Annotated in this window: 18 protein-coding genes; 1 reads left to right on the top strand and 17 read right to left on the bottom strand. The window is 59.6% G+C overall.

The window, feature by feature from the left end:
• Position 1: 1 nt before the first annotated feature.
• The 17 genes from hypF to AKN84_RS23360 form a co-directional block, all read right to left on the bottom strand.
• The gene (gene hypF / locus AKN84_RS23430) at positions 2-2260 is read right to left on the bottom strand and encodes a carbamoyltransferase HypF (RefSeq protein WP_050422960.1); all 2259 of its coding nucleotides are present in this window, start codon (positions 2258-2260) and stop codon (positions 2-4) included.
• Entirely contained in the window at positions 2257-3204 is a 948-nt protein-coding gene (gene hypB, locus AKN84_RS23425) for a hydrogenase nickel incorporation protein HypB (RefSeq protein WP_050422959.1), read from the bottom strand. The genes hypF and hypB overlap by 4 nt, the downstream gene beginning before the upstream one ends.
• Positions 3204-3545: a hydrogenase maturation nickel metallochaperone HypA gene (gene hypA / locus AKN84_RS23420; RefSeq protein WP_050422958.1), complete on the bottom strand. Its 342-nt coding sequence runs from the start codon at positions 3543-3545 to the stop codon at positions 3204-3206. Before hypA ends, hypB begins: the two co-directional genes overlap by 1 nt.
• Positions 3538-4632, bottom strand: a complete 1095-nt coding sequence (locus AKN84_RS23415; RefSeq protein WP_050422957.1) for a hypothetical protein — start codon at positions 4630-4632, stop codon at positions 3538-3540. Before AKN84_RS23415 ends, hypA begins: the two co-directional genes overlap by 8 nt.
• A 94-nt stretch (positions 4633-4726) precedes the next feature.
• The gene (locus AKN84_RS23410; RefSeq protein ID WP_050422956.1) at positions 4727-5590 is read right to left on the bottom strand and encodes a hydrogenase expression/formation protein; all 864 of its coding nucleotides are present in this window, start codon (positions 5588-5590) and stop codon (positions 4727-4729) included.
• 48 nt (positions 5591-5638) lie between these two features.
• A complete protein-coding gene (locus tag AKN84_RS45915) occupies positions 5639-6037 on the bottom strand; it encodes a hypothetical protein (RefSeq protein WP_128971092.1) in 399 nt (132 codons plus the stop codon).
• A gap of 186 nt (positions 6038-6223) precedes the next feature.
• Positions 6224-6514 carry a HypC/HybG/HupF family hydrogenase formation chaperone gene (locus AKN84_RS23405; RefSeq protein ID WP_050402936.1) on the bottom strand — a complete coding sequence of 97 codons (291 nt, stop codon included), beginning with the start codon at positions 6512-6514 and terminating at the stop codon, positions 6224-6226.
• A gap of 16 nt (positions 6515-6530) precedes the next feature.
• Positions 6531-7130: a HyaD/HybD family hydrogenase maturation endopeptidase gene (locus tag AKN84_RS23400; RefSeq protein WP_050422955.1), complete on the bottom strand. Its 600-nt coding sequence runs from the start codon at positions 7128-7130 to the stop codon at positions 6531-6533.
• Positions 7127-7846, bottom strand: coding sequence for a Ni/Fe-hydrogenase, b-type cytochrome subunit (gene cybH / locus AKN84_RS23395; protein WP_050422977.1), 720 nt, complete (start codon positions 7844-7846; stop codon positions 7127-7129). The genes AKN84_RS23400 and cybH overlap by 4 nt, the downstream gene beginning before the upstream one ends.
• Before the next feature lie 4 nt (positions 7847-7850).
• Positions 7851-9641, bottom strand: a complete 1791-nt coding sequence (locus AKN84_RS23390) for a nickel-dependent hydrogenase large subunit (protein ID WP_050422954.1) — start codon at positions 9639-9641, stop codon at positions 7851-7853.
• 23 nt (positions 9642-9664) lie between these two features.
• Entirely contained in the window at positions 9665-10756 is a 1092-nt protein-coding gene (locus tag AKN84_RS23385) for a hydrogenase small subunit (protein WP_050422976.1), read from the bottom strand.
• Between the two features lie 207 nt (positions 10757-10963).
• A complete protein-coding gene (locus tag AKN84_RS45910; RefSeq protein WP_128971090.1) occupies positions 10964-11257 on the bottom strand; it encodes a hypothetical protein in 294 nt (97 codons plus the stop codon).
• Between the two features lie 309 nt (positions 11258-11566).
• Positions 11567-12829, bottom strand: a complete 1263-nt coding sequence (locus tag AKN84_RS23380) for a serine hydrolase domain-containing protein (protein ID WP_050422975.1) — start codon at positions 12827-12829, stop codon at positions 11567-11569.
• Positions 12830-12931: 102 nt separating this feature from the next.
• Complete coding sequence (locus AKN84_RS23375; RefSeq protein WP_050422953.1) at positions 12932-13612, bottom strand: molybdate ABC transporter permease subunit; 681 nt, start codon at positions 13610-13612, stop codon at positions 12932-12934.
• A 749-nt stretch (positions 13613-14361) separates the two neighbouring features.
• A complete protein-coding gene (locus tag AKN84_RS23370; RefSeq protein ID WP_050422952.1) occupies positions 14362-15342 on the bottom strand; it encodes a PDR/VanB family oxidoreductase in 981 nt (326 codons plus the stop codon).
• Between the two features lie 10 nt (positions 15343-15352).
• Positions 15353-16105: a GntR family transcriptional regulator gene (locus AKN84_RS23365; protein ID WP_050422951.1), complete on the bottom strand. Its 753-nt coding sequence runs from the start codon at positions 16103-16105 to the stop codon at positions 15353-15355.
• 3 nt (positions 16106-16108) lie between these two features.
• The gene (locus tag AKN84_RS23360; RefSeq protein ID WP_050422950.1) at positions 16109-17158 is read right to left on the bottom strand and encodes an aromatic ring-hydroxylating dioxygenase subunit alpha; all 1050 of its coding nucleotides are present in this window, start codon (positions 17156-17158) and stop codon (positions 16109-16111) included.
• Positions 17159-18764: 1606 nt separating this feature from the next.
• Here AKN84_RS23360 and dctA point away from each other — a divergent pair.
• Positions 18765-20069: a C4-dicarboxylate transporter DctA gene (gene dctA / locus AKN84_RS23355; RefSeq protein WP_050422949.1), complete on the top strand. Its 1305-nt coding sequence runs from the start codon at positions 18765-18767 to the stop codon at positions 20067-20069.
• Positions 20070-21105: the final 1036 nt, after the last annotated feature.

Here is a 21105-nt window from a genome sequence, read left to right as displayed (position 1 = left end):
ATCAGCCTCTCCCTTCGCTGGCGGACGACTGTTCAGCAATCTGCAAAGCGGCAATCCAGGCTTGGCCAAGGCTCAAACCACCGTCGTTTGGCGGCACCCGCTGTGGCACCAGCGGGGTCAGGCCGGCAGCGCAGCACCCGCGCCAGATTTCATCCATCAGTATCGCGTTCTGAAAGCAGCCTCCGCTCAGAACGACGGTATTGACGCCGGTTGTCCGCGCGGAGCGCATGACCCAGTCAACGCAGGCAGCGGCGAAGGTGCCATGAAACAAGCCGGCTCCGCCCGCAGCGTCAATGTCGTCCGCAATCAACCGCGCAAACAGCGGACGAAGCGACAGCACGCCACCATCGATCGTCCACCCGGCCTCTAGAATCGCAGTCCGCCGCACTAGCGCCTCGAGCTTGATCGCGGCTTCTCCCTCATAGCTCTGCCAACTCACAATCCCCAGCAGCGCCGCCACCGCGTCGAATAGCCGGCCCGCGCTGGTCGTGGTGGCCCCGCCCGACTGATCGAGCAAGGCCGAGATACATCGAGCATGCCGTTGCGCTGCAAAGCGCGGCGCGATTTCGTTACCCCGTCCGAGCCAGTGTAGTATCGCGCTCGCCATGCGCCACGGCTCACGGGCTGCGCGATCACCACCAGGCATTTGCAGCGGCGCGAGATGCCCGATGCGTCGGCACATCGCGCCTTCGCACAACAATAGCTCGCCACCCCAGTTACCAGCATCCGAGCCAACGCCATGGCCGTCGAGCACCAGAGCTAGCGCCGGTCCCGCATGGCCATGTTCAGCGATCACGGCGGCGGCGTGTGCGTGGTGGTGCTGGACTGCAATCAGCGCGCGGCCGCTTGCTTGCGCAAAGCGGGTGGATGCCACGTCGGGATGCAGATCATGAGCGATGACGACAGGCTCTACCTCAAGGATCGATGTAAGGTGTTGGATCGTCCCCTCGAACACACGGATGCCTTCGGGCGTATTGAGATCGCCAATATGTTGGGAAACGAACGCTTGGTTGTCGCGCGTGATGGTGACGGTCGATTTCAGCGCGCCGCCGACGGCGAGCACGGGCGGCACAGATTGCGCGAGCTGGATCGGTTCGGGAGCATAGCCACGAGCGCGACGAATGAATTGGGAGCGGCCAGCCACCACCGCGACCACGGAGTCATCAGCACGCGTTAAGATATCCCGATCATGGGTCACGACAAGGTCGGCGATCGCCTCGAGTCGGCGCAGCGCCTGCGCGTTGTCGATCAGGAGCGGCTCGCCGCAAGGATTGGCACTCGTGACGACGATGACCGGGCTTGGTTCCGCAATCCACGCTCCTGTCGAGCGAAGCGCATGAAAGATCAGATGATGCAGCGGGGCTACAGGCAACATGACGCCAACGCGAGACAAGCCGGGCGCTATGGCGGGCGCCAGACATTTGCGCGAAGTTAAAAGCACAATGGGCCGCGCTGCGGATTCGAGTAGCGCGAGCTCGAGAGCGTTCGCTTCCGCGATCTCGTTGACGCACTCTATGGAACCGAGCATAACTGCAAACGGCTTCTGACGGCGCTGCTTTCTGCTGCGCAGGCGCTGCACAGCGTCCTGGTTACGGGCATCGCAGAGGAGCTGGTAGCCGCCGAGACCCTTTATGGCTATGACTTGACCGCCTGCGATTGCAGCGACAATGGCGTTGATCCCATGGCTAAGCCGAGGGCCGCATTCTGGACACGCGATCGCCTCCGCATGAAACCTGCGGCTCGCCGGATCCGCATATTCGGCCGTGCAGGCGGCGCACAGCCTAAACGCCTTCATCACCGTGTTGTGGCGATCGTATGGGAGCCGCCCGGCAATAGTGTAGCGTGGACCACAATGGGAGCAACTAATGAAGGGATAAAGGTAATGGCGATTCTCTGGATCGAATAGCTCGCTGAGGCATTGCCCGCAGGTCGCGGCGTCGGCGATGATGTGCGTTGACAATTTTCCGCCTTCGCTCGCGCCGATCGAAAAGTTTTCTGTCGCGAGCGCCGCTGTCTCCTGAACGCAGATGTGGTCGATGCGCGCCAACGGAGGCGCCTCGAGCGGCAATGTGGCAAGAAATTCTGACGCACGGCCACCTTCGACTTCGATTGTGACGCCCTCCGGGCCGTTGGCGACAAATCCCGCCAATCCGTACCGCGTAGCGAGGCCATAGACGTAAGGACGAAAGCCGACCCCTTGCACCGCTCCGCTCACGCGCACGCGCAGTCGTGTTCGGTCGCAAATGGTTGCGGCGCTCATCGCCTGGCGTCCTCTACGGCCTGCCTTTGGTGGGCCACCTGTCTATCGATCCAAGCGTAGAGCGCGCCAAAGCCCTCGCCGGTACGGGCCGAGACCGTAAGCACTTCGATCTTTGGATTGGCGCGTCTGGCATATCCAATGGTCTTGTCCAGATCGCACTCAAGCAGTGAGGCCAGATCGATCTTGTTGATCACCATGAGTGAAGAAGCCGCGAATATATCGGGATATTTCAGCGGCTTGTCTTCACCTTCGGTCATCGACAACACAACGATCTTGCAGGCCTCGCCAAGATCGAAGGCCGCGGGACAGACTAGGTTACCGACGTTCTCGATGAAGAGAATACCGCGCGTGAGCCGCGGCAAGCGGCGATAAGCCTCGCCAATCATTGCAGCATCGAGATGGCACCCCTTACCCGTATTGACTTGAATAGCTGGCACACCGGCCGCTCGAATGCGCTCGGCATCGTTTGAGGTCTGCTGATCGCCCTCGATGACTCCGGTCGGATAGCTGAGCTTGAGCTCGGATACGGCGCGGACGAGCAGCGAGGTTTTGCCCGCACCGGGACTCGACATAAGATTAAATACCAGCAGCTCATGGGCCGCAAAGAGCGTCCGGTTGTCGGCCGCGATCGCATTGTTCTTACCGAGGATGTCACGCTCGACCCAAATGATGCGTTCGCGGCTCGTGCCCTTGACCTTCAATCCAGCTGGGCCGGCGCCGCAGCTCAGAAGCGCTTGCCGACCATCACTCTGATAATGTTCGTGATCATGACTGTGGCGGGCGTGGGACGAATGCTGCACCCTCTCGTCGCCGTGAAAATGCGCGTCATGGCGCTCGCCATCGTCCTGCCTATGAGGACAGCAACGGCCTTGGCTCTCCGGATCACGCCCTCTGGCAAGTTCGATCGAAGACGTCGCTTGGCTGCAACCGCAAACGGTACACATCAATCGATCTCCAGTTCTTTCACTCGCATCTGCTCGCCGCCGGTTACTTGCAACTGATAGCTCCCGCAGCAAGGACAGGGGTCACCGCGGCGAGCAATTTCGACACTGCTAGAACAGCTCATGCACCAGGCGATCCCCGGGAGTTCGAGGATCTCAAGAGCTGCCCCCTCGGCAATCGTTCGCGTTGCAACGGCAGCAAAGCAGAACCTGATCGCATCAGGTGCGACATGGCTCAGCGCCCCGATTTCGAGACAGATGCTCCGCACCCGCGACAACGATCGGTGACGCACCTCCTCCTCGACGATTTGGATGATGCCCAGACAAACCGCCATTTCATGCATCGTCAACTTTGCGAAACCTGAGTGTGAATCCGACACAGGGGTCGAGCGATTCAATCACCGCACGAACCGCTTTCTGATGCCGTCTCGCCGTCAGCACCGCGCCCTGCAGGTTCCGGACAACCGGTCCGCTCCTATGGAAATTCCATTCCGTCGGAGCAAGAAATTCGAAGCGGCATATCTGGCCCTGAGGATCAAGCTCGACCGCGTGATAGAGCCTGCCCCTGGCGCATTCGACCGCGGCCGCGGCGCGTCCCGAACCCAACCGGTAGCTTTCGATGATCCCAGGCTCCGCTGAGTCGATATGAGCGCCGGACTTGAGCCAATCGCAGAGCCGAACGATTTCTGCAGTTCTGGCCTTCAGCCGCTCGACCGCACCCGACCGACCCAGCCAGAGCCGATCACGCGTCATTTGGCGTGCCCATGGACCCGTCTCGGGCGCACGCCCCCCAAGGTCGGGACAATGACAAAATGTCGGGTCATCGCCGAGCAGCCGTTCAATGATGTTTCGGTCGTCGGCAACGGACAGGAACGAGTGCGCGATCCGGATCGATTTCAGGTCGATCTCGTCCAGCGCGGCTATACGAATTGCCAATGGGCTGCCGGGCCTGGGCGCGCCATCTCCGTTCGGCATGCCGATCGCGGCCAGCCCAGCCACAATTCTTGCCGTCGCTTCGCGTCGAGCAGCACCGCAGGCCGGTTGTCCGCTGCCGATAAGTGCGGACATTCCCTGCATCACGGAACGAATCGCGGCGGCACCGGCGATGTCCTGCGCAAGGTGTCCGACCAAGAGGCCCCGCAGCAATTCCGCGATGCGCTCGGCAACGACCAGCGCAATACGATGCTGTTTCGTCGTGCGGGTAATCGCTTCGTCACGCGCCGTCTCGATCGCAGACAGCAGCGCGGTTTGCTGCGCAACAGCACACAATGCGAAGAGCCGTGGGATCTGTTTGAGCAGCGACGAAGCCGGTCTGCCGGCGAACAGCCGCGCCAGCAGTGGCCGGGCTCGCGGCAGGATCTCGACCGCGGCAATTACGTCGGCAGCAAGCCAGACCGTGACATCGATTTTGTTGCGGATCGCGAAGCTCATATGCACCGCTGCGTCATTAGCTTTCGCGGAACGGCAGCCGCGCTGCCCGCGCTGTCTGCGAGATCCCACTGGATTTCGAGTATCTTTAAGTTCTTCATGTGAGGTACGCCTCCATAATTTCCTGCAGGCGCCCGGCGGAGTCCTCGAAATCCTCGTCAGCAGCCAAGGCTACGATCGGCACGTCTCCCACCTCCACCGTATCGAGGATGACGTCGTCCAAAGAATTGAAGTACTGTACCGACCAGACGTTCCTCACCCCGGTCGCCTGCACGCGGCATGTGCCGTAACCGCGGAAGATAAGCTGGACCGGACCATTGCCCAAACTTTGCTGTAGGAACGCCATGTCCACAGCACTCATCGGCAGCAACGTCAGATTGATAACATGCGCCCGCATGCCCGACCGCCAGACACGCGCCCGCTCGCGTATTTCCGCAAGTACCGCGAGCACGTTCATGGCGCCGTCCGGCGCCGCGCCGATCAGAAAGTCGGCAGACGTCAACTCAGTTGCGGCGCGCTGCACAATCTGCGGGATTGCCCCAACCTCGACATATTCGTGCGTCGGCTCGGCCCCGATACGCACGCGCCAGATTCCTGCAAGGACCGCCTCCCGGAGTTGCGCAAAAGAGCCATCTGGCAGCGCAACCACGCCGGCGACCTCGCCCTCCCCGAGCACCTCGCCAATCAGCTTGCGCTCGAGCTCGCTGAGATTGGCGAGTCCGTACAGCTGCGTCCGAGTGCTCTGCCTCTGGCCGCGAGCGGCGGCGGCGACATTCGACAACAGCACCGTGACATTCGGATAGTTCCTTGCAAGCTCGTTGCCGTCGCGCCGGGCGCGCTTGGCTACCGCCTCCATAGTCGTCAGCCCGCTATGGAATACATCGAGACTTTCCGTGCCCGTGGCAGACTTGCTCACCACCTGCTCGACGTCCCCGGATACGACGCGGACCGCTGTCTTCATGATACGATGTCCCGTTGGATATATCGGGAGGCATAGCCGGCACAAATGCTACCCGCGTACAGCCAAACGATCGGTACGACGATGCGGTCGATCTTGACCAAACGGACCAGGCGCCTGCCGATCAGGCAGAGCGTATCGTGCCGATGGCACAAAATTGGCGTCGATCGACGACGCGGGCCGCGTCTTCCGACCAGCTTTCCAGCCAACGCATGCGCAGGCCCTGCGCCTTGCACGCAACGCCGAAAAGCCTTGATCAATTAAAGCCTTGATCAATTCAGGAAGGGATAATGCGACATGGACGGCCCGGAGCGAATGCATGGCAGCGACCGCCAGCAGCACTTCGGGCGCGCTCGCGGAAGCGTGCGTGGCCAGGCGTGCATGCGCGCTGATGCTCTCCACCTCGGACGGACAGGGTGCGAGATCATGCCGCGCCGGCTGGAACTTCATCAGACTCCCTTCAGATAGTCCTTGGTTTGAGCTAGGTGAGATGTAGCAAGGCACGTGCCAATCATCGTCGGGCTGTGAGGGAGACTGGAATCATCGCTCGAAGCATTGACCTTTCCATGCGGAAGGTGCGCGCGATTGATCGATTTGCGAGCAGGCGTAGTCACCGCAACATCCGCAGCAGAACCGCTAACGTAGATGCTCGGGCAATTGCGGCTCACGACCGACCAGGTCCGCAAAGAAGGGGCCGCAGTCCTGGCCGTTACGGCTGGCGTCAAGCCCGTCGAGTGCTTCCGAGATCAGTCTTGCTTCATCCTCATCCAAGAGTCGCACGGCGGTGTCGATATGAACGAGCACCCTGGCGCCGACCGGGGCGCAGTAGAGCAGCATGACCGAGACACGCCGCTGTTCGTTGCGATACTCACAAAGTGCCGTGATGTCGTCCGTCTCAACAATCATCATTGGTAAGCCAAGGCACATGATCAATCGCGGGCCGCTAGATCGGCTGCGCTCCCATCTCATAACTTGCATGGTCGATACTGTTCGCCAACAGCCGTTCTGATGCAGGCAGCGGCGCCGTTCGCGGTGCGGCCGGCGAGCCCCACTGCGCCAGGAGTTTGCAAGCCAATTCGATCGCCGGCGCAATCTGGAAGCGCACCGGAGCTGTCAGCGGACCGCCCCAGTGCTGCAGGTCCAGCGCCTGACATCCGATGAGAGCGAGGTCTCGCGGGCAGCGGCCAAGCAGATCGGCCGCACTCAAGACCTCCTGAAAGCCGGTCTGATGTAGGCTTATCTTCTTGGCACCAGCAAATTTTGGCACCTCGGCATCCCGCATGAGCTTCAACTCTCCGGGCGGGAGTGCAAAGTCGATGGCATCGAACACGATCAGGCAATCGGCCTGCTCAAGATAGCTCACGAGGTAGAGCCCCTGCGTGCCGCCATCAAGGATGGTGACGTTGTCAGCGACTACATAGCGGCGATGGAACTCCTCTACCGCCCGCACGCCGAACCCCTCATCGGCCCACAGGATATTGCCGATGCCAAGCACAAGGATCCGTTGCTTGTTCTCCGGAACTAGTAACCGCGTGCCATTCAATCGCGAAACTCGCGCTCACCCGAAATCATGGAGGAGATGCTCCGGCGCGACATGATGTCCTCCCGGATCACTGCGTAGATGTGAACCAGAACAAAGACCAAGATCACCCACAGGCCGAGATGATGCCAGGTATGGACGTCCTGGCTATTCGGCCAGATTGAAAACACCCAGCCGAACAGCCTGTCCTGCCAACTGTCGCTACCGGCGCCTTGCCCATAAAGTGCAAAGCCTGTGACGATCATGAACGTGATCGTTTGCGTAAACATAAGGAACATTGCGAGCTGAGCCAGGGGGTTGTGCCCGACGCGTCTGTCGGGCTCAACTGCAAGGAACCCGTACCGGCGAATCTCGTGGAGCACGTCGCGCCAAAAGCACCCGCGCCAGAGCGGAACACAAAAGATCTGCGTGGCATGTCGATTTCCAATCAGGGCCGAGTAAATGCGCAGAACAAAGCCGACGCTGAGGACATATCCCGCAGAGAAATGCGCAAATCGGATATAGCCGAACAGGAAATCGCCGCTTGCTTGTCCCGACATCGCCGGTGTGCCCGTTCCAATCAGATAGCCGGTTAAGGCCAGCATCAGAATGGCCGCCGCATTGACCCAGTGCCACAGTCGCACCGGCGCGTCATAAACGTAGGCGCCGCGATGGCCGATGCCGCGCTCGGTCGGTGCCGCATCGACGGCAGCGGGGGGCTGCCGAGCCTCGTTTCGCATGTCCCTAACGAACATTGACTAAAGCCATTTCTTGGCCGTCAAAACTCATTACATGGGTCGAGCACGCCAGGCACGGATCAAAGGAATGGATCGTACGCAAGATCTCCAGGGGCCGCAGCGGATCGGCCAACGGGGTGCCGATCAGCGAGGCTTCAAAGGCGCCAATATTGCCCTTGGGATCGCGAGGAGATCCGTTCCATGTCGTCGGCACGACACATTGATAGTTGTCGATCTTTGTGTCCTTGATCTTGATCCAGTGTCCAAGCGCACCGCGCGGCGCCTCAGCGAAACCGTAGCCCATGGCCTCCTTGGGCCAGCTTTCCGGCTTCCATCTTGTGACATTGGCAGTTGCCGTATTGCCTGCCTTAATGTGGACGACCAACTTATCTTGGAAATAACGCAGCTGATGCGCCGCCCACTGACATTCGAGTGCCCGCGCCGCGGTACGGCCGAGCGTCGAGAACATCGCCGTCAGGGGAAGATTCAGTCCCTTGAGCAGTCTGTCGGCCGGCTCCTTGAACTCGGCTTTGCCCTGCGCATAACCGATGATGTATCGCGCCAAAGGCCCGACCTCGACGGCGTGGCCGCGCCAGCGCGGCGCTTTGATCCACGAATACTTGCCGCCTTCGTCGAGTTCCTTGATATCAGTCTGACTGCCCTTGACTTTTGGCCCGAGCTCGAAACTCGGTTCGGTGATGCCATCCCATGGATGCAGTCCACAGCAATCGTGCGGGTATTTATACCACGAATGCGTGACGAACTCCTGGATCTGCTCCGGATCACTATGGTCGATCGGCAATATCTCCGTGAGGTTGCCATCAAGGATCACGCCGCGCGGCAGCTTGAGATTGTTCGAAGAACAGTCGTTGGCGTTTTCGAGGATGTCGCCATAGGACATTACGCTTTTGCTTGAAAGTCCGCCGCCATGGAGCCAATCCTTATAGAACGAGCCGATCATTGCGACGTCGGGCAGATAGACCTGCTCGACAAACTCGATCGAACGGTCGATGATCGAGGATACGAGATTAAGTCGCTCCATGTTGATCGCACCCACCGCACCAGTTCCGTCGATGTTGATCGCGCAGGGCACGCCGCCGACCAGCCAGTTCGGATGCGGATTCTTGCCCCCATAGACGGCCTGGATTTTGACGATCTCCTTCTGGAAGTCGAGCGCTTCCAGATAATGCGCCAGGGCCATCAGGTTCGCCTCCGCTGGAAGCTTGTAGGCCGGATGCCCCCAATAACCGTTCTTGAAGGGACCTAATTGCCCCGATCCGAAGAATTTAGTCAGCCTGATCTGCAGATCCTTAAAATAGCCGGGAGACGACAACGGCCACGGCGAGATGGACTGCGCCAGCGCGGAGGTCGACTTGGGGGCGGCCTGGAGCGCGGAGACCACGTCGACCCAATCGAGTGCGTGCAGATGGTAGAAGTGCACGAGATGATCATGCACGAGCAAACACAGCTGCATGATGTTTCGGATCGAATTGGCATTCTCCGGAATCGTGATCCCTAACGCATTCTCAACCGCGCGCACGGAGGTCAGCGCATGGGTGCCGGTGCAGACACCGCAAATCCGCTCAGTAAACGCCCAGGCGTCGCGTGGATCGCGCCCGCGCAGGATGACTTCGATGCCACGCCACATCGTCCCGCTCGAAACCGCATTGCGGATCACGTTGTCGGCATCGACATTGGCTTCGACACGCAGGTGGCCTTCGATGCGCGTCAACGGATCGATGACAATTCGCTTGCCGGAGCGATCGAGATTGAACCCATTTGGTATCTGTCCGGCCACCGTCGCCCTCTTCTCAATTCCGTTTACTTTGGTGGAGCTGTGCGATCCGGCTTGTTGGTCAACCGCTTCACGGCGGTGACCGCCGCATGGGCGGCGACGGTCAGCCCAACCACCCCGGCAGCAGCCATACCAATCTGATCGGCGTTCTTCTCAATGCCGAACTGCTTGATGGTCGTGAGTCGGTCGTAAAATGAACCCTTGTCCCAAAAGCCGTCTTCGGAGCAACTGAGGCAGCCGTGGCCGGATTGAATCGGAAATGAAACACCGCCGTTCCACCGAAGGGCCGAACAGGCATTATAGGTGGTTGGCCCCTTGCAGCCCATCTTGTAGAGGCAATAACCCTTGCGCGCGCACTCATCGTCCCACTCTTCGACGAATTGGCCGGCGTCGAAATGGGAACGTCGATAGCATTTGTCGTGGATGCGCTCGGAATAAAACATCTTTGGGCGCCCTTGGCGATCGAGCTCCGGAAGCTTTCCGAACGTGGTGATGAAAGTCACCAAGCCGCTCATGACCTCTGCGATAGGCGGACACCCGGGCACCTTGATGATCGGCTTGTTCTTGATCACCTGATCGATCGGCGCAGCGCCAGTCGGATTGGGCTTGGCCGCCTGGACGCATCCCCAGGACGCACACGTGCCCCAAGCGATGATCGCCATCGACTCTTCCGCCATCGACCTGAGCTTTTCAACGAACGGCTTGCCGCCGTCAATGCAGAACATGCCCCCCTGCTTCAGCGGCGGATTACCTTCGACCGCAAGCACATACTTGCCTTTATACTTGGCGCGGGCTTCCTCCAGGATGGCTTCAGCCTGCTCTCCTGCCGCCGCCATGATCGTATCGTCATAGTCGAGCGAAATCATCGACAGCAGCGTGTCTTTGATCAGCGGATGGGCCGAGCGGATGAAGCTTTCCGAGCAACAGGTGCACTCGAGCCCGTGCAGCCAGATCACGGGTACGCGCGGCTTGGTCTCCAGGGCGTCGGCAATAGTGCTTGCGGCGAGCGGACCAAGTCCCAAGCTTGCGGCAGTCAAACTGCAGAATTTGTGGAAACTACGACGCGTGATGCCCTGACGTCTGATCACGCTGTAAAGCGTCTCCGTTGCCCCACCCATGAACCCTTCCATGTGAGTCGTCGTCGGCAGTAACGAACCGCTGACGCAGCAGCAAGAAACAGGCCATCGGAGCGCAACGCTTGACTGGGTGGCAAGTCAGCCTTTCGACTCTTGTCCTATCGGCGAGCCGGCCAGCAAGCCCCAGGCTCGCGCCGTTGAGCCCGGTCACGCCAGTGATGTCGGGCTTTGAACGTCGATGTGAGAACTTCAACAGAGCAGCACCATGATTTGCCAATCCAGGGCAACCACGTCATACCCGCTTTTGCACGATCGGAACACGCGCGCGCATACCGGTCGTTGAACGAGTTGGTGCAGTTGACGGGCACCGTCCATCTCAATCAGACTTGCGCTCTGCGGGCCAAATGGGGTTCGATCCGCGTCATAGTCCGACTGCTGAAATACGCCAACGTGGCCGGTCCAGCGCCGAACAGAACGCGATGCCGAGCCGCGCAGCGCACATGCTTTGATCTGCAAGGCGGATCGGTCCGATTTGTCTGTCATTCAATGTGGCTGCCGCACGGCATTACCAAGGGATCGGGCGCCACGGTCTGGATGTTCTAAAGCGATCATCTAGGAGAGCATCGCGCGGGCCAATCGACGGCAAGCCGCGGTCGTATTAGCATATCACGACACCGCACTCGCCTGCGAGCGTCTCTTCGCGATGCCGGAAGCGTCACGTTCGTTCCTAGCACCGGCGCAATCCGGCCGAGGATAGCAGCTCCGGCGGTGAGTTCAGTCATCGGTGTCCAGCGGCTACGCCGGTTTCCAACCACCCAAAACTGTCGTCGGGTTCTTTCAACGCCGGGCGAATTATCGAATTATTCCAGCATAGACGATGTACTGGACTTGTTCGCGATAGTACTTGCGGATTTCTCCGGGCGCGGCCGTTCCGACCACCACGATCAGACGCTCCTTCGGGTCGCAGAAAAATTGTGTTCCGTAAGCGCCGGTCCAGGTGAACTCACCTGGATTGCCCGGAACCGCCGAGATACCCTCGCTTATGCGCACAGCCACTCCGAGTCCAAAGCCGAAGCCGGCACGATGCGCCTCCACATTGGCGACCTTATTCTTGATCTCCGGCCCGAGGTGGTTGGAGATCATGTGGCGCACGGTCTTCGGGCCGAGAATGCGCTGCCCATCGAGCTCCCCGCCGTTTAGCAGCATTTGCCCGAAGCGCACATAGTCACCGACTGTTGCAAACGCGCAGGCTCCTCCGCAGTCAAACATTGTCGGACTTTCGAGGAGCTCGATCTCTTGAGGCTTTGCAGTCAGCGGGTCGTCTGGAAACGGATGCGCGAGGCGCTCGCGTTGTGATGTGGATAAATGGAAAGTGGCATCCTGCATCCCGATCGGCTTCCACAGGTTGCTGGCAAGATAGTCGCCCAATCGTTGTCCGCTGACCTGTTCCACGACAGCTCCGAGCACGTCGGTCGAGAAGCCGTATTCGAATTCCGTCCCCGGTTGGTGCGCTAGCGGCAACTTGGTAATGGCCTGGATGAAAGCCTGCTTGTCACCCTTTAGCGGCGGGGCTGCAAAATCCGGGTAGAGACGCGCCACTTGGTCTGGACTATCTGGAGGCGCGCCATAGGTGAGACCTGATGTGTGCCGATAAAGATCGTGGATGTAGATCGGAGAACTCTGCGCTTGATACTTTAACGAACCGTCAGGCCGTGGCACCGCGACCTTCATGTTTGCGAATTCCGGGTAATAATCCGTGAGCCTGCTCCGTAGAGGCAGGCGACCTTGCTCCATGAGGGTGAGTCCGGCAACGGCCACCATCGGCTTGGTCATAGATGCAAGCGCAAACATCGCATCGAGCCGCATCGACGATCCTTTTGCAGGATCAAGTTGGCCATACGCCTTGTAATGAATCAGCTTGCCGTCTCGGGCGATTGCAACCACCGCGCCCGGTACGCGCTTGCTTTCGATCTCACGATCGAAGAACTCGTCTAGCTTGGCAAGGCGTTGCTGAGAAACTCCAACGTTATCGGCCATGGCCTCGGGCAGAGGCGCTGAATGCACTGAATTGAAGCTGATTCCAGCAACCACTGCGGCCATAACAAGCTTGTTCATTCTATCCTCGCCAATAGACGGAGCTGGCTTGCGCTGCTCCAGCTTTGGCATGTCTGGTCTGACAAGCCGAAAGCCACTCGATCCGGTCTGGCGCGCCTGCGCTCATATGCTTCTCGTGGCACCGCGTCTGTCGAGGAGAGCTAAGGTGAAGATGACCGCAAGAGCGAACATCACCATACCGCCCGCAACCACACTCGCCTCGCGCCAGCGTGATGCTTGGACGTAGTCTATGACGTAGGCTGACAACACCTTGGTGCGGCCAGGAATATTGCCGCCGATCATCATCACGACGCCGAATGTGCCGATCGTATGAGCAAAGCCAATCACAGCGGCTTTGACAAACTCCAATCGCGCCAGCGGCAAACCGATGGTAATGAAGGCATGCAACGGAGAAACCCGCGCCGCGGCTTCCAGCGGAGGGTCGCCCATCGCAACAAAGGCGTTGCGGATCGGCTGCACCACCAAAGGCAGCGCCGAGAGCACCGATCCGACTACGATTCCTGCGAAGGTAAAGGCGAGCGAGCGCTCGCCCCAGAAAGAAGCGAGAAGCCCCCCCGGTCCGCCGGGCCCGAGCAGCACGAGAACACAGAAACCGAGTGCCGTCGGCGGTAGCACCAGCAGAAGCGTGATGATCGCTGCCACCGCCTCGCGCAGAACAGTATGTGAACGCGCTAGCCACCACGCGAGCGGCGCACCAATCACCAAGAGGATGATGGTCGTCACGCTGGCGAGCTCGATCGTAAGCGCAACGGATTGCCAAATCTCTGCCGAAAACGCATCCATAGGCGTCAGCCCCCCAGTGAGAGACGGTCGCCGTCTCGGGGCAGTGATCGCCTACACATCCGGCGCGCCGAGGCATGGGGCGCGCAGCGCCTCTTAGTGGTGCGGACCTTCGCAGCGGCCACTACATTGACGCGCGTCGTTTTCGCGAGCAAGAGCAGCGTCGCAAACTTCATAGGAAACTCCTTCCCGGGGCCGCTTCGACCGGTCTTGACGGCGGCAGCTCCTCGCTCGTCATCCAGCAATTCCTGTGCCGCTTGCGCAATGTGGTGCGTTCTAGGCTCAACGTGCGAAAATACGCACAGACGACGAGTTCGCTGTGGAGTGGATCTTGCGCTCTGTCAGGTTTCCGGCATCTTTGTTCCCGAGCAGACAGCGACGGCACAATGATGCGGCAGAGTTTGACGCCCTCAGGTTTGTTATTGGATCTTACGGCGCTTCATGATCACTCGACGCGATCCTTAAGTGGATTCTGTTTCGAAAATTGCCCCGGTCGTTTAGAGTTCGCTCGAACGCGGGCGCGGCTGAGCGCAAGCACAACCCGCCACAGTCCCATTTACGATAATGGACGCGGCTGGTAGCAAGGGTATCGGAATTCATGCCTTGCTGGACATTGCCGCAAAGGACCTCCAAGTAGCGACGCCTTCATCCGGTAATCATGTGCGCACTGTGATAAACGAGCGCACAACCTTGCAACATGCAGCTAGTTGGGCCGGAGGCAGGACCTGCCGCCGAAAACGGTTTGCAGCGACCTACAGAGCGTCCGGGCGGTGCCGTATATCGACCGTGATAGTGCCCCGGGCGCGAGAGACACATGCACAGATCTTTTCGTTCGCGCGTTTCTGCGGCTCGCTGAAGAAGACGTCACGGTGATCAAGCTCACCGTCGATCTTGATGATGTCGATGGCGCAAACACCACACTCGCCGCGCCGGCAATCCGCAATCACCTCGCAACCGGATTCATTGAGTACGTCCAGCAGCGAGCGATCACTCGGAATTTCGATTTCGAGGTTCCTATCGACAAAGCGAACCCGAAATCCTTCAGTCGGCAGCGAGCCGCTCGACCCGAAGGTTTCGTAGCGCAGGTCGGACACCGTTCGTCCTGCGCTATCCCAGGCCCGGCGCGCGGCATCGAGCATCCGCATCGGACCGCACAACATGGTCAAGGCGTCAGGCGGCAGCGAGGCGAACAGATTATCGAAATTGAGCCGGCGCCCCTCATTGCCTGCATGGACAACAAGCCGCTCGTTCAGCAAGGGGGCGAGGACATCCAAATAGGCGGCTTGCTCGCGCGAGGGCACAGCATAATGCAGCGTGAAATCGGCATCGCGGCGGGCGAGCACCTGAGCTGCCCCAACCAGTGGAGTAATGCCGATGCCGCCCGCGATCAGGCAGTAGTGCCGGCGCGCCCAGTCGATCTGCAGCAACGAGGCAGGCAATGTGATGCTCAGCCGAGCACCCGGCGCAAGGGACCACATGTACCGCGAGCCGCCGCGGGTGTCCTCGGCGCGGCGCACCGCGATACGATAGCCGCCTCGGTCGGCTTCGCCGACCAGCGAGTAAGACCGCGTCTCTGGGCGCCCATCGATAGTGACAGCGACATTGATATGGCTGCCGACCGGATAGGTCGCGCCATCACAGCTTTCCGGTCTGATTAGCAACTCGCGGATCGAAGGCGTCAGATCGCGCGTCGCGACAAGGGTTGCCGGTATCCAGCTTTCAATGAACCGCATGCAGATTCCTTTACTCGCCTGCCATCCTGATAAGCGCCAGCCCCGGCAGTAGGTCAAAATGCGTCTTGTTCTGGAGCACCAAGCGCAAATTGCGCGCAGCCACTCGCGCATGCTCGCGCATGATCGCCTCAGCGCGCGCACCTTCGCGGTTTTCGATTGCGTCGATCACGACGCGGTGTTGATCTTGCGCAATCATGAGCGTGTCGCGCGCGTCCGGCAGTGTCGATTGGGTCATCACAAAGCCGCTTGGGGAGGCAAAGGGCAGCGCGGAGGCGCGATCCACCTGCCGGATCAAGGGCGGGCTACGCGACAATTCGGTCAACATGGCGTGAAGGCGCGCATTGAGTGCGACGTAGGAGGAGAAAGCGTCCACAGAGATTGGATCCTGCCGCACCACGCCGTCGATCTCGTCAAGGCATCGTTTCAGGGGCTCGAGATCGCGCGACGAAGCACCGCGCTCGGCTGCAAAACGAGCGGCGAGACCTTCGAGCGTGCCACGCAGCTCAATCGAATCCATGACATCTCGCTCGGAGAACGTCTTCACCATGAAGCCGCCAGAAGGAATCGCTTCCAGAAGTCCCTCCTCCTCCAGGCGGACCAATGCCATTCGCACCGGGGTGCGCGAAGCGCCGGTCGTCTCAACAGCCTGCAATTCGGAGATCCGCTCGCCCGGCCGCAAGTCGCCGGACAGGATCAGATCGCGCAAGCTGAGCTGGGCACGTACAGTTTGTGAGACGGAGCGATCGCTTTCGCGCTCGGCCATGCCCTACTCCGCGGCCTGCCGACTGTGCGATGGATTCTCGGCGTCGATCATCCGGTCTACCAGGCGGCGGGCCCACATCGCGCCCGCATCGATATTAAGATTGTAAAAGGCGCGGTCAGGATTTTCGTCAATCGCGCGCTGCTGCGCCTCGAGGATGACCTCGTCCTCACGGAAGATGCCAGAAACGCCTTGGCGGAGCTCGGTGGTCAGGCGCTGTTCGTTTAAGCGATAATTGCGCACAAATACCCAGAAATAATGGCAGCTCGTTTCCGTTTCGGGCGTGATCGTGTTGAGCACAAGACCATTGACGCCGGCAGCGCGATTGCCTTCGGGCGCGCCGGTTCCAGTGGGCGCTACACCGACGTCGATATTGATCGTGCACGGGGCTTCGAAACGAATGATTTGCCAGCGGTCTACCGGACCGGGTTTTTGCAACTGCTTGGCCCAAAATGGCGGCGCGGTAATCCCCTTCATCCAACGCGTTACGGTGGCGGTCTTCTCCCCATGAGTGACGTCAAACGGCGCTTCCGCGATGGCGTCATTGCCGATACTGGCGCCGTGCACAAAAGTTTCGTGCGTCAGGTCCATGAGATTGTCGATAACCAGACGATAATCGCATTTCAGATGAATGGTATCACCATCGCCGGCCCAAGCGGGATCATCGTTCCAGTGCATGTCCGGCACCAAGGCCGGGTCGGCTAGCGCCGGATCACCCATCCATAGCCAGACGAAGCGATGGCGCTCGACGACGGGATAGGCACGCACACAGGCGGAGGGATTGATCGTTTCCTGCGAGGGCATGAAGGTGCAGCGGCCCTGCGCGTTGAATTTCAGACCATGATAGCCGCAGACAACGCTGTCGCCCTCAAGGCGGCCTTTTGAGAGAGGCACTAGTCGATGCCAACAGGCGTCCTCGAGCGCTACCACTTCGCCATTGGTGCGCCGATACATCACCACGTGCCTGCCGCAGATCGTGCGCGGCAACAAGGCCTGTTTCACCTCGGCATCCCAAGCGGCTGCGTACCAGACATTCATCGGAAAGCACCGGCTCACGTATCAACCCCTTCAACTTTGGACACTACATGTATACAATATCCGGTAACTTCGGTTGAAGTGTGGCCGCAAATGCATAACTGAGTGGCAGGCCTAGAAAATGTGTATACAGAAAAGGTCCTAAATCGATCTCGCCCGCCAAGCATCAGCTTGGGTTAGCGCGCGGCAAAACGGCAGTAGCCGCTGAGTTCGACCTCGCCGGCGCGCATGCCCGACCGCATCTCGCCCCAGAATCTGCGCTGACCTCATATGGCGATCTGCTGGGTCCCTAACCTGATCGGGCTCTCAGCACGGGGCACTGCCTGGCCGGCAGCACAGCCCTCCCCCTTTGCCGGGATCGGACGTGGAGGCCATAGTGCCGAGACCGGCCCGCACTCTCCAATCATCTAGTGCGTCGCGCCCGCGATCTTTGGCAGCCCTGCGCCATATGCACGGCGCTTCTCAAGCGTGCGGCTCCAGATAAGCGCAACCTCCAGCGTGCGCAGCAGCCGCGCGATAGCCCGAGATCGGATCGAGCTTGATACCTCCAGGTGAAATGGGCAGCGCGAATGGCAGCACTTTATTAATGCCGAATTAATGCCGACATCATGCAGAAGCGCGCCCCGAAGCGATAGCAAAATCCGATGGGCGACATTCGACACCCAAGCTGAAGGCGCCATTGGTCCGTGCGATCCGGCCGCGACAGTCGGTAATGGCCTCCGCCAATTTGCCGAAGCGCGCCTCTGCATCAGCCGCGCTGCATGCGCCCGTGCTCGGAGATTCTCATCGAACGACGATTCGGTTCTGTAGCGCGCGCCTACATGCGGGGGCTTTCGCAGCATGTGCGGTGTTCTCATTCGATTTGAAGCCCCTATGTCAACGCCGGTGGCGCCACCCCTGGCCAACCGCGAGGCCGAGCAGCGGCGACGGTAGTCCGTCTTGAGGTGCCACGTTGCCACTGAAATCGGCAACAGACGGAAGGACTTCAAGGGTCATAAGATTGCTTCTTCTTGGAAGACCTCTGCGAGCTCTTGTACGCACAAGCAGATGTCCGCCTTCTGCTGAACTGTGCGGTCACATCACCTGGAGACAAATGCCCCGCGAACGGACATGCTTTGCCGCTAGCGAAAATGCAGCGCTTCCATCTCAGAATTTGCAGGCAATCGGGTTCTAGATCTTCGATGTGCCAGACATCCATTGCGTGAATGCCTACGATCGAAACTATCGATTTTACCAATCTCACGCAGTGTTGCATCAATCTTATCAGTCAGCGCATACCGATCACCCTAGGCTTCTAGGTCGAGAAGTGCCCACACTACGCCCAGCCGACCAAAGATGCGTATTATGCCGCCACGTCATGTTCGGGCTTGCGACCGCGGTGCGAGCATTTGGATCGAGCCAATGGCGAGTTTATCCGCGAACACTTGATTGGCCGCAGATCGGGCATCTGGTGCATATCTTGCTTAGCGAAAAAAGATAACGTAACTGGACGCCTGCCTTTGGGATGACGCGCCGCCTCGCGGATCGTCCTCAATCGGACACGGCTAAAACAACGAGCCTCGCATGATGCTGTCGCCTCTCAACGACGCGGCGGCTTGCATTCGAGTATATTCGGGAAGGAAGCGTCATGACCACCATGGCAACCGCGGCACCCGCGCGCGCGTCGCAGACTTGGTATAAGATCCTCTACATCCAGGTGTTGATCGCCATCGTGGTTGGTGCCTTGGTCGGTTGGCTGTGGCCATCTGTCGCGACCAACGATTGGATCAAGGCGCTCGGTGACGGATTCATCAAACTCATCAAGATGGTGATCGCACCGATCATCTTCTGCACCGTCGCATCCGGCATCGCGCACATTCAGGATGCAAAGAAAGTCGGTCGCGTCGGCGTCAAGGCATTGGTCTATTTCGAGATCGTCTCCAGCTTTGCGCTGCTATTGGGCCTTATTATGGGTAATCTGATCCAAATCGGTCGTGGCCTTGCACTCAAGCCGGACGCGGCAGCGGTCGCCAATTACGTCAAGCAAGCGGAAGCGTCCAAGAGCGTCGATTTCATCCTCAACATCATTCCCGATACCGTTGTCGGCGCGTTCGCTCGCGGCGATGTTTTGCAGGTACTCCTGTTCGCGATCCTGTTCGGTTTTTCTCTGATGGCGCTAGGAGAACGCGGGGAGCGGTTGCGCGGCATGATTGACGACGTCGCGCGCGCGGTGTTCGGCGTAATCGCCATCATCATGAAAGCGGCCCCCATCGGGGCCTTCGGCGCCATGGCCTTCACGATTGGCAAGTTCGGGCCGGCAGCGCTCGGTAATCTGATCGGTCTGATCGCGCTATTTTACGTGACGGCTGCGCTTTTTGTTGTGGTGGTGCTCGGCGTTATCGCACGCATCATCGGCTTTTCGATTTTCAAGTTCATTGTCTATATCAAGGACGAGCTTTTGATCGTGCTCGGCACTTCCTCCTCGGAAAGCGCGCTGCCGCAATTGATGGAGAAACTTGAGCGACTGGGCTGCTCCAAGCCCGTGGTCGGCCTAGTGGTCCCAACTGGGTACTCCTTCAACCTCGATGGCACCAACATCTATATGACGCTTGCTACATTGTTCATTGCCCAAGCGCTCGGAGTCGATCTCACCTTTGGCCAACAGCTCACGATCTTGCTCGTGGCAATGCTGACCTCCAAGGGGGCAAGCGGCGTCACCGGCGCGGGCTTCATCACGCTCGCCGCAACATTGTCGGTCGTCAACCCAGCGCTGGTACCGGGTATGGCAATCGTGTTCTCGATCGACAAGTTCATGAGCGAAGTACGCGCCCTTACCAACATCACTGGCAATGGCATTGCAGCCGTGTTCGTATCCTGGTGGGAAGGCGAACTAGAGCACGCGACGTTGCACGCTCGGCTCGACCGGCCCACCACTGTCGACACAGGGAGGTAGGCCGCGGATCTTGGTCGCCGTCATTGCAAGACGCGTCGAATCCAAGCGCAACCGCATTCACGATTCTTCGTAGTTCAAGTCGGCACCGTGCCTGATCTGCGAATCGGAGCTTTCTCCCACGGCATCCCGGGAACGCAGCTCTTGCTCCGCGTCACGCCCCCGGCAGTCGCCTGTGAGGGGTTACCGTACGCGATAAGGAGCTGCAGTTTTAGAAAGTCATTTTCAAGCGTGGTCTTTCGAGGTCAGGCCTCTGGCCAGCCGAGCGCCTGTGCAACATTGCCGAGCCAGACAGTAAGACTGCGAAAGAACGTATCCAGCGTGACGGACCAAGGTGTTGGCCTGCCCACAAATGCCCATGTGCGTGGTCAACACACTTGCCTCGCCCGGCCGACGAGGCGGTAGCGTCTTCCGTGCAACTCAGTACTAAGGTGCGTATCAGATCGCGATGGATGTGATCAGCGTGGACTAGATTGGCACCTTGACTGAGACGAGGCAGCTCGCTGAAGCAAGTGTCGGCTCGGCCCTCATATACCCGCCCTGGATTCCGGCTGACGGCTCGTCGGCACCGAGCCTGGGCGGACATGGCCGCGAGGCATAGATAGCAGTTGCATAACTTCGCCTTGCTATCTCGGCACATTACATTGCGCTTCCTTCCGCATGATCGATCGCGAGATGCGTGGTCCCGCAGGTTGCACCTGCCCTTTCCGGGTTCGACGAGGGGCCTGCTTTTTCAGCCGCGACGTCTGGCTGAACTGAAGTCCTTGTCCTCGTCGTGGGTGCCACTGGATCGCGGCGGCGGTCCTCGGCCGCAGCCTCGAATGCCTGCCCCGAGGTCACCGGCGGCGGAGGAAAGCAGACAACCCAGCCTCGATTGTACAGAGGTCAGGATGCAATATTGAAAGGTTTAGGACAACTATACGTACGTTTGTAATGCGTCTTCCTTCGGCGCGTGCTGAGTTCAACAGAAGGCAATCAATCTCGGAACCGCGTACGAGCGTCTGTCGGCACGGAAAGGATTGCCTCATTTTTGCCTAAA

The sequence above is a fragment of the Bradyrhizobium tropiciagri genome (assembly GCF_001189845.1).
Lineage (GTDB): Bacteria > Pseudomonadota > Alphaproteobacteria > Rhizobiales > Xanthobacteraceae > Bradyrhizobium > Bradyrhizobium tropiciagri.
This window is presented reverse-complemented; position numbering and strand designations above follow the sequence as displayed.